General features: G+C 46.4%; 13 protein-coding genes. All 13 read right to left on the bottom strand.

The features are described 5' to 3' along the window. Positions 1 to 66: 66 nt before the first annotated feature. Positions 67 to 699, bottom strand: a complete 633-nt coding sequence (gene pyrE / locus RAC86_RS12375; protein ID WP_061187437.1) for an orotate phosphoribosyltransferase — start codon at positions 697 to 699, stop codon at positions 67 to 69. After that, the gene (pyrF, locus tag RAC86_RS12370) at positions 696 to 1,415 is read right to left on the bottom strand and encodes an orotidine-5'-phosphate decarboxylase (protein WP_072566248.1); all 720 of its coding nucleotides are present in this window, start codon (positions 1,413 to 1,415) and stop codon (positions 696 to 698) included. The genes pyrE and pyrF overlap by 4 nt, the downstream gene beginning before the upstream one ends. Beyond that, the gene (locus RAC86_RS12365; RefSeq protein ID WP_014113736.1) at positions 1,384 to 2,319 is read right to left on the bottom strand and encodes a dihydroorotate dehydrogenase; all 936 of its coding nucleotides are present in this window, start codon (positions 2,317 to 2,319) and stop codon (positions 1,384 to 1,386) included. The genes pyrF and RAC86_RS12365 overlap by 32 nt, the downstream gene beginning before the upstream one ends. Next, positions 2,319 to 3,089, bottom strand: a complete 771-nt coding sequence (pyrK, locus tag RAC86_RS12360; RefSeq protein ID WP_014113735.1) for a dihydroorotate oxidase B electron transfer subunit — start codon at positions 3,087 to 3,089, stop codon at positions 2,319 to 2,321. Before pyrK ends, RAC86_RS12365 begins: the two co-directional genes overlap by 1 nt. Beyond that, on the bottom strand, positions 3,086 to 6,301 hold the full coding sequence (carB, locus tag RAC86_RS12355; protein ID WP_072566247.1) for a carbamoyl-phosphate synthase (glutamine-hydrolyzing) large subunit: 3,216 nt from the start codon (positions 6,299 to 6,301) through the stop codon (positions 3,086 to 3,088). The genes pyrK and carB overlap by 4 nt, the downstream gene beginning before the upstream one ends. Further along, positions 6,286 to 7,380, bottom strand: a complete 1,095-nt coding sequence (locus RAC86_RS12350) for a carbamoyl phosphate synthase small subunit (RefSeq protein ID WP_014113733.1) — start codon at positions 7,378 to 7,380, stop codon at positions 6,286 to 6,288. The genes carB and RAC86_RS12350 overlap by 16 nt, the downstream gene beginning before the upstream one ends. After that, positions 7,377 to 8,663 (bottom strand): dihydroorotase, encoded by a 1,287-nt coding sequence (locus RAC86_RS12345; protein ID WP_014113732.1) that lies wholly within the window; start codon positions 8,661 to 8,663, stop codon positions 7,377 to 7,379. Before RAC86_RS12345 ends, RAC86_RS12350 begins: the two co-directional genes overlap by 4 nt. Then, positions 8,647 to 9,561, bottom strand: a complete 915-nt coding sequence (locus RAC86_RS12340; RefSeq protein ID WP_072566246.1) for an aspartate carbamoyltransferase catalytic subunit — start codon at positions 9,559 to 9,561, stop codon at positions 8,647 to 8,649. Before RAC86_RS12340 ends, RAC86_RS12345 begins: the two co-directional genes overlap by 17 nt. Before the next feature lie 144 nt (positions 9,562 to 9,705). After that, on the bottom strand, positions 9,706 to 11,013 hold the full coding sequence (pyrP, locus tag RAC86_RS12335; RefSeq protein WP_072566245.1) for a uracil permease PyrP: 1,308 nt from the start codon (positions 11,011 to 11,013) through the stop codon (positions 9,706 to 9,708). A 174-nt stretch (positions 11,014 to 11,187) separates the two neighbouring features. Further along, positions 11,188 to 11,733, bottom strand: coding sequence for a bifunctional pyrimidine operon transcriptional regulator/uracil phosphoribosyltransferase (pyrR, locus tag RAC86_RS12330; RefSeq protein WP_003221477.1), 546 nt, complete (start codon positions 11,731 to 11,733; stop codon positions 11,188 to 11,190). Between the two features lie 182 nt (positions 11,734 to 11,915). After that, entirely contained in the window at positions 11,916 to 12,827 is a 912-nt protein-coding gene (locus RAC86_RS12325; protein ID WP_061187429.1) for an RluA family pseudouridine synthase, read from the bottom strand. After that, entirely contained in the window at positions 12,814 to 13,293 is a 480-nt protein-coding gene (lspA, locus tag RAC86_RS12320) for a signal peptidase II (protein WP_014113729.1), read from the bottom strand. Before lspA ends, RAC86_RS12325 begins: the two co-directional genes overlap by 14 nt. Before the next feature lie 102 nt (positions 13,294 to 13,395). After that, entirely contained in the window at positions 13,396 to 13,770 is a 375-nt protein-coding gene (gene ylyA, locus RAC86_RS12315; protein WP_003221471.1) for a sporulation-related RNA polymerase-binding protein YlyA, read from the bottom strand. Between the last annotated feature and the right edge of the window lie 114 nt (positions 13,771 to 13,884).

Here is a 13,884-nt window from a genome sequence, read left to right as displayed (position 1 = left end):
ACCGAGTGGCCTGTTTTCAAGTACAACAAGGCTTTGAAGCCTCTATACATCACCGAAATTTATTTCTTATTTTTTAAACCAATCTTTTGACTCGGGATTTCGTTTCCACGTTTTCAGCTTTTCTAGATCGTCCGAATGAATATTTCCGTTTTCGAGCGCGACCTCTGTGAGCGTATCGTAATCAGTTAAAGAGTAGTATGGAAGTTCTGCCTTTGCGAAGGCTTCCTGCGCTTTAGGGAGCCCGTACGTAAAAATGGAGACGACACCGAGCACTTCACAGCCAGCCGCTTGTAAAGCTGCCGCAGCTTCAAGTACGCTTCCTCCTGTGGAGATTAAGTCTTCAATAACGACAGTTTTTTGCCCCTTTTGAACAGCTCCCTCAATCTGATTCCCTTTTCCGTGCGCTTTCGGCTTGCTTCTCACATAACACATCGGAAGATTCAAACGGTCAGCCGCCAGAGCAGCATGAGGAATACCGGCTGTAGCTGTTCCCGCAATCATTTCAGCTTCAGGAAAATGCTCTTCGACAAGCTTGCTGATACCTGAGGCGACATCATTTCTGACCTCCGGGAAAGATAGCGTAAGGCGGTTGTCACAGTAGATTGGCGATAAAATGCCGCTTGCCCATGTAAATGGCTCGTTCGGGCGTAAAAATACAGCTTGGATGTCTAATAGATGTTTTGCGATGATTTGTTTCATGATTTGATTCCCTCCCATTCGAGTCTGACAGCTTCATAGGCTTTTACTTGGTCTTTCGCTTTGGTAATCGAGCGTCCTACCACAATCGCTGATGAACCTTTCTCTTTTGCAATTGCAGGTGTCGCTACGCGGATTTGGTCATTCGCAGCGTCCTCTGACATCCTGATCCCCGGAGTGACAGTCAGAAATGAAGGCGACACCGCTTGGTAAATGGCTTTTGCTTCATGAACAGAGCAAACTACTCCATCAAGTCCGCTTTCTTCTGCCAGCTTGCTGTAGTGCACGACCGTGTCGATCAAAGGCTTTTCGATCAGCAGTTCATTCTTCATCATTTGTTCAGATGTGCTTGTCAGCTGGGTTACCGCGATAAGTGACGGGCGTTTTTTTCCGGAAAGCGTTCCTTCTTCTAAGCCTTCCAGAGCTGCTTGCATCATTTTTTTGCCTCCGGCCGCATGAACATTGACGAGGTCCACCCCGAGACCGGCAAGGCGCTTCATCGCTTTGTTTACAGTGGTCGGGATGTCATGAAGCTTTAAATCTAAAAACAGCTCGCAATTTCTTTCTTTTAATTGTTTAACTATAGAAGGCCCTTCTTGATAAAAAAGTTCCATTCCAACCTTTACAAATAACGGTTCTTGCTGAAAAGGCGCTAAGAACGCAAGTGTTTCTTCAGCTGATGCAAAATCAAGCGCGATGATGGGCAGGTTGTTTTTCATGGTTCCAGCTCCTTCCGATGCATTCTTCAATTGATTGATAGCCGTATTGACGCAAAACAGATGGAAGCTGTTCAATCATGTCCGGGCATGCAAAAGGATTCACAAAGTTTGCTGTTCCGACAGCGACCGCGCTTGCTCCCGCGAGAAGAAACTCCAGTGCATCTTCGGCCGTCTGCACGCCTCCCATTCCGATAATCGGGATATTGACCGCTTGGCTGACTTCATACACCATGCGAATGGCAACCGGCTTCACGGCAGGGCCGGAAAGCCCCCCTGTTTTATTCGCTAATATCGGCTTGCCTGATTTTAAATCAAGCCTCATGCCGATTAATGTGTTAATCATCGTAAGACCGTCCGCTCCCGCCTCTTCGATCGCAGATGCAATTTCTGTGATATTTGCCACGTTCGGGGAAAGCTTTACATAAACGGGTACTTCTGAAACCTCTTTAACCGCCTTCGTCAAATCAGCAGCCATTTCAGGGTTCGTGCCAAAAGCGATTCCGCCTGTTTTCACATTCGGACAGGAAATGTTCAATTCAAGTGCATGAACATTAGGCGCTTTGCTGATATGCTCTGCAACTTCAACATAATCCTCGACTTGAGAACCTGCGACATTTGCAATGATCGGCGTATCAAACTGCTCAAGCCACGGCAGCTCATTTTGCAAAACGCTTTCCAGCCCCGGATTTTGGAGACCGATCGCATTGAGCATTCCGGCGCCAGTCTCAGCTACCCTAGGCGTCGGGTTCCCGAAGCGAGGCTCCTTTGTCGTAGCTTTGATCATAATTGCTCCGAGACAAGATAAATCATAAAAACGCGCAAACTCTTTTCCAAAACCGAAGCAGCCTGATGCAGGAATGATCGGATTTTTCAAATCAAGTCCCGGCAATTTCACCTCTAGCATTACAGCGCCACCTCCTGAGCTTTAAATACAGGTCCGTCGAGACATACTTTTACGTAGGATGTCTCACTTTCGTTTGTATGGCACACACACGCGAAGCAGGCGCCGATTCCGCAGCCCATTCGTTCCTCCATGGACAGGTAAACTTCTTTATGGGCATATTCCTGTTTTAATGCCTTCAGCATCGGTGTCGGCCCGCAGCTGAGGAGAATGTCAAACTCTAGATTTTTCTGTTTAATCACATTTGTAACAAACCCGGTTTCCCCATAGGTTCCGTCAGCTGTTGCCACATACGTGTCTCCGTACTGCCGGCATTCTTCTTCGTAAAAAACATCCTTTGCCGATTGGAATCCTAAAACGTGTATGACCTTGACCCCTTTTTCGTTCAAGCGTTTCGACAGCTCTTGGAGAGGCGGCACACCTACACCGCCTCCTACCAGCAAAGCCGTCTTTCCGGGTTGGACTTCATTGACAGGAAAGCCATTTCCCAAAGGCCCGAGGACATCCACAAGTTCTCCCTGCTGCTTCAGTGACAAGAGTCTTGTTCCTTCCCCATCTACTCGATAAATGATGGTGACTTCATTTTTTTCAAAGTTGACGTCGGCGATGCTAATTGGTCTTCTCAAAAGAGGCGTAACCGCTTCGCTCACTTTCAGATGAAGGAACTGTCCCGGGGTTGTAAACCCTTGGACAAGCTCCCCTTTCAGAACCATTTGATACACCCGGTCTGCAATTTGCTGGTTAGAACATACTGTCAAATACGCTTTTTTCATATAGTGACTGCCGCCTCCTGATTTGTGTTGACTACAGGCATTTGATCAGCACGGAATGTCATGCTTTCCAGCACTCGCAATATCGCTTCTGCCGTATCTAAAGATGTTAAGCAGGCAACACCGTTTTCTACTGATTCACGTCTGATTCTAAATCCGTCTCTTGCCGGCTGCTTTCCTTTTGTCAGCGTATTGATGACAAACTGCGCTTCTCCGTTTCTGATCACGTCAAGCAAGTTCGGGCCGTCCTGGCCGATTTTCCCGACGACTTTCGCTGGAATTGAAGCTTCTTTCAGGTAACCTGCCGTTCCTTCAGTCGCTAAAATGTTGTAGCCGATCGCATGGAACCTCTTAGCGATGGCAAGCCCTTCTTCTTTATCCTTATCAGCCACTGTTAAAAGCACAGATCCGTAGTTAGGGATTTGAATGCCTGAAGCAATCAGAGCTTTATAGAGCGCTTTTTCAAGGGTGGAATCTTTCCCCATGACCTCACCTGTTGATTTCATTTCAGGCCCTAACGTAATGTCCACTCTTCTCAGCTTAGCGAAGGAGAAGACAGGCGCTTTTACAAATACACCTTGCTGTTCAGGCTGAAGGCCCTCTGTATAGCCAAACGCAGCCAGCTTTTGGCCGAGAATGACTTTTGTAGCAATGTTCGCCATTGGGATACCCGTGATTTTGCTTAAGAACGGTACGGTTCTGCTTGATCTCGGATTTACTTCGAGCACGTACACTTCGCCTTGTGATAAGACGAATTGAATATTGAGCAAACCGACAATGTTCAGCCCTTTAGCAAGTGCGATCGTGTATTGTTCAATTTTTTTCTTAATGTCCTCTGTGAGTGACTGAGGCGGATAAACAGCGATTGAGTCTCCGGAGTGAACGCCCGCACGTTCAATGTGTTCCATAATTCCCGGAATGACGACTGTTTCACCATCAGATACTGCATCCACTTCAATTTCTTTCCCAGTTAAATATCTATCAATTAATACAGGGTGCTGCGGATTGATTTTGACTGCGTTTTTCATGTAATGAAGCAGTTCTTCTTCATGATAAACAATCTCCATCGCCCGGCCGCCAAGCACATAGGAAGGGCGCACCAGTACCGGATAGCCGATATCACTCGCGATGCTTACCGCCTGATCAACTGATGTCGCTGTTTTGCCAAGCGGCTGCGGAACACCGAGTTCTCCAAGCGCTTGTTCGAATTTATCCCGATCTTCCGCACGGTCTAAATCTTCTAACGAAGTCCCAAGGATTTTCACTCCGCGTGCAGAAAGCTCGTCAGCAAGGTTAATGGCAGTTTGTCCGCCGAACTGTACGACAACGCCCACCGGCTGTTCGAGGTCAATGATGTGCATGACATCTTCAATCGTAAGCGGCTCAAAGTACAGCTTGTCTGAGATACTAAAATCTGTTGAAACGGTTTCCGGGTTGTTATTGACAATAATGGCTTCATAGCCTGCTTGTTTAATTGCCCATACAGAGTGAACAGTCGCATAGTCGAATTCAACACCCTGACCGATTCGAATCGGCCCCGAACCAAGAACCATCACACTTTTCGTATCTGTAACGACAGATTCATTTTCCTCTTCGTATGTGCTGTAGAAGTATGGCGTTTCTGATTCAAATTCCGCCGCGCACGTATCCACCATTTTGAATACCGGCGCAATTCCCGCTTGTTTTCTTAAGCTGTAAAGCTCCGATTCTTTCATTTCCCACTCACGGCTGATGTACTTATCAGAGAATCCGAGTTCTTTTGCCCGTCTCAGTACGTCAGTATCACCCGCATTCGCCTTCAGTTCTTTTTCAAACTGTACGATCCCGAACAGCTTATGCAGGAAGAAGACATCGATCGCGGAAAATTCATGGAGGTCTTCTACCGTGTAGCCTCTTCTGTACGCTTCAGCTAAGTAGAATAAGCGTTCATCACCGGCTTTTTTAATTCGTTTTTCAAGAAGCTCATCGGAAATGTCAGCAGCGTCTTTCAATTCAAGATGATACACATCCGCTTCCAGTGAACGCACAGCCTTCAGCAATGACTCTTCAAGCGTGCGGCCGATCGCCATGACCTCTCCTGTCGCTTTCATTTGCGTGCCGAGCTTTCTGTTTGCTGATTCAAACTTATCAAACGGCCAGCGCGGAATTTTTGATACGACGTAGTCAAGAGCCGGTTCAAATGCTGCATATGTTTTTCCTGTCACCGGGTTCATCATTTCATCTAATGAAAGGCCGACAGCGATTTTAGCAGCAAGCTTTGCAATCGGATATCCCGTTGCTTTTGATGCAAGGGCAGATGAACGGCTGACCCGCGGGTTTACTTCAATAATGTAGTATTGAAAGCTGTCTGGATCTAAAGCGAGCTGTACGTTACATCCGCCTTCGATTCCAAGCGCGCGGATCAGTTTTAACGATACATTCCGCAAGAGCTGATATTCGCGGTCGCTGAGCGTTTGGCTTGGCGCGACAACAATACTGTCTCCAGTGTGGATTCCGACTGGATCAATGTTCTCCATATTACAAACGACAATGGCGTGGTCCTGGCTGTCTCTCATGACTTCATACTCGATTTCTTTATAGCCGGCGATGCTTTTTTCAAGCAGACATTGATGCACCGGGCTTAATTTTAAGCCGTTCTCAACAATTTCTTTCAGCTCTGTTTCATTCGAGCAGATGCCTCCGCCTGTTCCGCCTAATGTATATGCCGGGCGGACAATAACAGGGAAACCAATTTGGCTGACGAAGTTTTCTGCTTCTTCCAGAGAGTGGATAATCTCACTTTCTGGCACCGGTTCATTCAGATCATTCATAAGTGTTCTGAACAAGTCGCGGTCTTCAGCCTGCTGAATCGCAGACAGCTTCGTGCCAAGCACTTCGACGCCGCACTCTTCCAGCACGCCTCTTTCAGAAAGCTCAACCGCAAGATTCAAACCGGTTTGGCCTCCGAGAGTAGGAAGAATGGCATCCGGGCGCTCTTTTCTGATGATTCGCGTCAGGAATTCAGGAGTGAGCGGTTCGATGTAAACCCGGTCAGCCATTTCTGTATCTGTCATGATCGTGGCAGGGTTTGAGTTGACAAGGATGACCTCATAGCCTTCTTCTTTCAAAGCAAGGCAGGCTTGTGTTCCCGCATAGTCAAATTCTGCTGCTTGGCCGATGATGATCGGTCCAGATCCGATTACTAAAATTTTGTTAATGTCTACGCGTTTTGGCATACCGCTTCCCCTTCTTTCTCTGTTGTTTCGATCATTTCGATGAATCTGTCAAATAGATGGTTGGCATCCTCAGGACCAGGTGAGGCTTCAGGATGATATTGAACCGTAAATGCCGGCAGTGTTTTATGCTTCAGCCCTTCAATCGTATCGTCGTTAATTGCGATATGCGTCACTTCCAGTTCTGTTTCGCTGACGGATGAGACTGTATAGCCATGGTTTTGAGATGTTAAGGCGACTTTTCCGGTAGCCAGCTCTTTTACCGGGTGGTTTGAACCCCTGTGGCCGAATTTCATTTTTTCAGTATTCGCTCCGCACGCCAGCCCGAATAACTGGTGGCCGAGACATATTCCGAATAATGGCACTTTTCCGAGAACACCTTTAATCATTTCAATCGCTTCAGGCACATCTTTCGGATCTCCAGGTCCATTAGAAAGCATGATGCCGTCCGGTTTCAGCTGGAGCACTTCTTCCGCTGTAATGTTGTAAGGCACAACGATGACGTCACATTTTCGTTTGTTCAGCTCTCTAAGAATGCCGTGCTTCATGCCGAAGTCAACCAAGACAATGCGTTTGCCTCTTCCAGGGCTCGGATATGCGGTTTTGGCCGATACTTGGGATACTTGATTTCTCGGCAGTTCAGTTTCGTTCAGTCTTTTCAGCACTGCTTCGATATCTTCATCAGGTGAAGCGAATGTTCCTTTTAGCGCGCCTGCCGTGCGGATCATTCTTGTCAGCTTTCTTGTATCAATTCCCTGCAGTCCCGGAATGTTTTTCATTTTTAAATACTCATCTAATGTGTATGCTGAACGCCAGTTGGAAGGCAGTTCACACAATTCTTTGATGATCAGCCCTTTCACAAAAGGGGTAATGGATTCAAAATCATCACGGTTGATGCCGTAATTTCCGATGAGCGGGTACGTTAATGTTACGATCTGCCCGCAGTAAGAAGGGTCAGATAAAATTTCCTGATAGCCTGTCATCCCAGTGTTAAAAACGACTTCTCCCATGCTGTGTTCTAAGCTTCCGAAGGCTTCTCCCTCGAATACCGCTCCGTTTTCCAATACTAATCGTCTCTTCATTTGACAAGTCTCCCTTCCTCATAAGCAAGCTTCCCTGCCGCAATTGTAGCGACCGGCCAGCCGGTGCAGCTGATGCCGTTAAATGGTGTGTTTTTTCCCTTTGATAAAAATGTCTCTTTGTCTATAACTGCTTCTTTTTCCAAATCGATTAACGTAATGTCAGCAACTCGCCCCGTTTGTAATGTTCCGTATGGGAGACCGAACGCTTCGCATGGTTTGATTGTCATGTAATCAATCAGCTGTTTCAGCGACCAGCTGCCATTTTTGACAAAGTGTGTGTATAGGAGCGGGAACGCTGTTTCTAAGCCGACAATTCCAAATGGCGCCAGCTTCATGTCTGTATTTTTCTCTTCTTCTGTATGCGGCGCATGGTCTGTTGCGATAAAATCAATCGTTCCGTCTAAAAGACCTTCGATTAAAGCCGCTCTGTCTTCTGCACTGCGGAGAGGAGGATTCATTTTATAATTTGTGTCAAGTCCCGGAATGTCCTCATCACAAAGCAGCAAATGGTGTGGTGACACTTCTGCTGTCACTCTGATTCCTGCTTTTTTCGCATCACGTACGACCCTGACAGATTCTTTCGTACTGATATGGCATACATGGTAATGGCAGTCTGCAGCCTCAGCCAGCAATACATCGCGGGCAATATGAACTGATTCACACACAGAAGGAATGCCGTTGAGCCCGTTCGCTTTGGAGAATGTCCCCTCATGAACGCTGCCTCCGTAAATTAAGGAGTTGTCTTCGCAATGTGCGACAATCGCTTTGTCGATCGCAGCTGCCCGTTTCATCGCTTCATACATCATTCCTGCTGTCTGTATACCGACGCCGTCATCTGTAAAAGCAAATGCTCCGGCTTCTTTTAAAGCTTCAAAGTTTGTCATCTCATCACCGATTTGTCTGATCGTAATGGATGCATATGGAAGAACTCTTACGCATGATGTTTCTTTAATACGGTTTTGCACCCATTCCATCTGCTCCTTCGTATCAGGAACCGGCCGCGTATTCGGCATTGCTGCTACTGTTGTATAGCCGCCGCGCGCCGCTGCTTTTGCACCGGTTTCAATGGTTTCTTTTTTCTCTCCGCCCGGCTCTCTGAAGTGTACGTGGAGATCAACAAACCCTGGTGAAACGAGCAATCCTTTTGCATCAATTACCGTTTCTTCATCCGTTGCATCAAGCTGACCGATTTCGGAGATGATTTCTCCCGTCACTCGAATATCCGTTTCTGTTTTTTCACCATTTTCGTTAAGTATCCAGCCGTTTTTAATGAGATATGACATACGCTGCTTCTCCTCTTTTCACTTTGGTTTGTAAGGCACGCTGTATCACTGCCATTCTGATAAATACGCCATTTTGCATTTGCTTGAAGATTCTTGATTTTTCGCTTTCTACTAAGCTGTCATCAATCTCCACTCCTCTGTTTACCGGAGCAGGATGCATAATGATCGCATGCTGCTTCATACGCTCAGCCCGCTCTACGGTCAAGCCGTATTTGTTTAAATAGCCGTCCTGGCTGACAACGGACTGATGTCTTTCATTTTGAATGCGAAGCAGCATGACGACATCGGAAAACTCAACTGCTTCATCCATTGAGACATACGTGCCGAATGGATTTTCTTCATCCCGCCATTCCGAAGGACCTGAAAACAGGACACGGGCACCCAATCTTGTCAACACTTCCGCATTAGATCTAGCCACTCTGCTGTGCTTGATATCGCCGTGAATGGAGACGGTAAGCCCTTTGAACGTATGGAACTCTTCATTAATCGTCATTAAATCAAGCAGTGATTGTGTCGGATGCTGGCCACATCCGTCTCCCGCATTCAAAATCGGGATGTTTATCTGGCTGACAAGCTCTTTATAGTACTCATCCTCGCTGTGCCTGATGACGCACACGTCCACACCAATTGATTCGAGCGTTCGGATAGTGTCATATAAGGTTTCGCCTTTTTGCACGCTTGTGCTTGTTCCATCAAGGTTCAGCACATTCATGCCCAGCTTTTTTTCTGCGACCTCAAAGCTGAACCGGGTTCTCGTGCTCGGTTCAAAAAACAGGTTCGCTGCAAATTTTCCCGTAAGCCAATTGTCTGTTTTTCCGCTTTTGAGGTCTTGTGCTGTTTGAAGCAAATCTTTGATTTCCTCAGTGCTAAGTTCACTCATCGTCGTTAAATGCTTCATGTTCTTTCCCCTCTCGTTTCAACTTTAAGGCTGAAAAAACCCCGGTCTTAGATAGACTCGGGGTATGGTTAAATGAGGGCAGCATTGAAAGCTTCCTTCTCTTTATAACCCTTCCAAGCCTCTCTGGACTTTCATTAAAAGGTTTTAGATATGATGTTGTTCAGATGTGTCAGCCTGCTCTTCCTTCGCCTGCGGAAGAATCAGGTTTAAGATGACACCGACAATTGCGGCAAGCGCCATTCCTGACACTTGAAATCCTCCTTGAGACACTTGGATAAAAGCGCCTCCTACACCGATCACAAGGATAACTGAGGTAATAATAAGGTTTCTGTTGTTTTCATAATCAATTTTGTTGTCAATCAGCATTCTCAGACCGCTCGAAGCGATGATTCCGAACAGCAGGAAGGAGACGCCTCCCATGACCGCTGACGGCACTGAACTGATCAGTGCTGAGATTTTGCCGATAAAACCGAAGCAAAGGGCAATCACCGCCGCGCCGCCGATGACAAAGACGCTGAATACTCTTGTGATGGCCAGCACGCCAATGTTTTCCCCGTAAGTCGTTGTCGGCGGACCGCCGATCAGGGAAGCAAGAATTGTCGCCACGCTGTCACCCATAATGGAGCGATGCAGCCCCGGCTTTTTAATGAAATCTTGTCCAACAACTTTGCTCAGCACCATTTGGTGGCCGATATGCTCCGACATTGTCACAAACGCGACGGGAACCATTGCTGCTGCGATGCCGATTGTTACTGACGGTGAATAATCTTTAAACGGGATGATAAATTCAGGCACCGCAAACCATTTCGCGTCAAGCACCGGCTGGAAGTTGACAATCCCTTGAGTAAGGGCAAACAGGTATCCGCCGATGATTCCGATCAGAACCGGAATCAGGCTTAAAAATCCTCGTAAGAAAATCGCGCAAATAATCGTGATCGCCAGCGTAACTCCTGCAACACTGAAGTGCTTTAAGCTGTAGACCAATTCACTCGCGTTCGGATCAGCGTACATCGCCATGTTTACTGCAGTACTTGCCAGCCCCAGCCCGATGACGATAATAACAGGGCCTACGACTACAGGTGGGAGAATCTTCATCAGCCAACCGGTTCCAAGCTGCCTGATCAATAAGGCAATCAGCCCGTATACTAGCCCTGCAAGAAACGCCCCGACCATTGCCGCTCCCGGCCCGCCGGTCGCTTTTACCAGTATGATCGGAGAAATAAAGGCGAAGGATGAACCGAGATACGCCGGAATTTGCCCTTTCGTAATAAGAAGGTATGCAAGTGTCCCGATGCCGCTTGTCACCAGTGCCACAGCAGGACTCATTCCGACCAGCTTCGGTACCAAAATCGTTGAGCCAAACATGGCAAACAAATGCTGCAGGCTGAATGAAACCCAAGAGAAAGGTGTCGGGACATCCCTGACTCCTAAATTTACTTTTTTCTTACTCATGATGATTTTCCCCCTGATTGTTAACTTTCATTTTAGGATGACTCAATGACTGTATAAAAAAACCTCTTTGCTATTTTTACGCAAAGAGGCATACAAAGACCTGCCGAATACTTTCGGGACTTTGTTGTGCACCTCTTTGCAACCTCTCTGGATTGCCTTTAAAAAGGTGATCTATTATTCATTTTCATAAATGGCGACGAGATCGTTTTGATCTACCTCATCAAGCTGAACCATAACCTTTTCAGCCTTTGATGTCGGGATGTTTTTCCCGATGTAATCCGCTCGGATCGGCAACTCCCGGTGTCCTCTGTCAACTAGTACTGCCAGCTGAATGGAGGAAGGTCTGCCTACATCCACAAGCGCATCCATACCTGCTCTGACCGTTCTTCCGGTGTACAGAACATCGTCTACGAGGATCACTTTTTGATCTGTGATGTCTACTGGAATATCTGCGCCTTTCACAAGCGGTTCTTCGTTGCTCGTTTTTTTGGAAAGATCGTCTCTGTAAAGAGTAATATCAATTTCACCGACTGTTACAGGATTCCCTTCAATCTGTTCGATTCGTTCCGCAAGGCGTTTTGCCAAGTAAATCCCTCTTGTCTTGATGCCGACAAGGATGCAGTTATTCATTCCTTTATTGCGTTCGATCATTTCGTGAGCAATCCTGGTCAGCGCCCGTCTGATTGCCTGTTCGTCGAGAATGACAGCTTTTTGATTCAATGTGTGACACCTCACAGTTCATATAGAAGAAAAAACCCCTCCTGCCAGAGCATAGAGGGGTTTTAGGACAAGGTGCGCGCATATACACGCATCCCGTCTATCCGTTATCCTTCTCAGCCTCTCTGGACTGTTTTAAAGAATCTATTCAGCTTCGTTTATTATTTCAGAAAAGAAACAGTCTGTCAACCGTTATTTCTAAGGTTTTCGATTAATTCTGCCATATCCTCCGGAAGCGGCGCTTCAAATTCGACATATTCGCCAGTGCGAGGATGATCAAAACCTAAAATTCCGGCGTGAAGGGCCTGTCCGTTAAAATCGATCGTTTTTCTCGGACCGTATTTTGGATCGCCGGCTAATGGAAATCCAATATATTTCATATGAACACGAATTTGATGTGTTCTTCCTGTTTCAAGCTGGCATTCCACCAACGTAAAATCCTGAAAACGCTCAAGCACATGAAAATGAGTGACGGCATTTTTGCCATCACGCGTCACAGTCATACTTTGACGGTCTTTCTTGTCCCGTCCAATTGGAGCGTCAATTGTTCCGTCATCGTGAGAAATAAGCCCATGGACAACTGCCGTATATTTCCGCGTGACCGTTTTGTTGACCAATTGGTTTACAAGTGACTCGTGCGCCATATCATTCTTCGCCACCATTAATAAGCCGGACGTGTCCTTATCGATTCTGTGGACGATCCCCGGACGCATCACGCCATTTATTCCGGAAAGGTCGGTACAATGAGCCATAAGGCCGTTTACAAGCGTACCCGTAAGATGCCCGGGAGCTGGGTGCACAACCATTCCGCGAGGTTTATTGACGACCAGCACATCCTGATCTTCATAGTAAATATCCAGATCCATAGGTTCTGCCAGCACGTCGAGCGCTTCCGGCTCAGGCACAGTGACGGTCACCTGATCCCCCGGCTGAATTTTATAATTCGATTTTACAGGGTTTCCGTTCACGACAACTTGTCCGTCTTTCACCCATTGCTGCACCTGTGTTCTCGACCAATCATTCTCAGTCGATGCCAGAAATTTATCAATCCGCTCACTTTTTTGTTCTTCTGAAGCGGTTATATCAATTTGATTCATGGTATTGCTCCTTTTTCTTTTTCCCGCTGTCCAACAGCATTTGTATAAATAAAAGCATTACGCCGACACATAATGAAGAGTCTGCGATGTTAAAAATCGGGTAATTGTAATTCACAATAATGACATGGATAAAATCCACAACTTCCTGTCTGACAGCCCGATCAATGAAGTTGCCGATGGCACCGCCAAGCATAAGTCCGAGGGCCACGCCAAGAAGCCTTTGTCCTTTTGTATAACGCTGTATGTAATAAACAATGCCAATAATAACCGCGGTTGTAATGAGGTAGAAAAACCACATCTGACCGGCTAATATCCCCCATGCAGCACCCGTATTGCGATGGGAGGTGATATAGAATACCTGATCAATGATCGGAATGCTTTGTCCAAGCTCCATGTTCTTAACGACAAGCCATTTTGTCAATTGATCGGCTGCAATAATAAGTAGTGCGATCACATAATACAGCACAAACGTTCCTCCAGTTTACGGTTACTTTAATCCATTATGCATTTTATCAATAAAAAGCACTGGAGTAAAGAAATATCAGGCATATTAACCGGCCAGACACTGTTATTCATACAGTGCCTGACCATATTCGATATCCGTTGATTTCCACAGCGGAAGCGTTTTTTTTTCAAATTGGACAGAGTAAAGAAAGTCGTTTGCTGTGCGGGCAGTCGGCAGCACAGCAAGCTTTGAAAGAGGAATGGGAGCCCCGGTTTCTTCACAGTATCCGAAAGTGCCGTTTTCGATTTTGGACAATGCGAGGAGTACATCTTGAAGCTCTTCTTTAATGTGATAGATCAGAGTTGCTTTTTGTTTATGATTGATTGCTGCTTGCGGGCTTGTTGAAGCCTGAAAGCAAGAATACTCAAATAATCTCGACTGTAATTCTTCTTTCGTCAGAAGAAGTTCCGTATATATTGCGGTCAGTTGATCATTCATTCATCACAACTCCTGCTCTTAACGTAGTACCTATATTGTTGCCTGTGAATGATGATCTAAAGCCCATAAGATTTTTCCTGCCGTTCTAAACGATGTCACTCTTGGCACAAAAAA

This window comes from Bacillus sp. LR_5, assembly GCF_042709275.1.
Note: the sequence above shows the minus strand (reverse complement) of the source record. Positions and strands in the feature narration are given on the sequence as shown.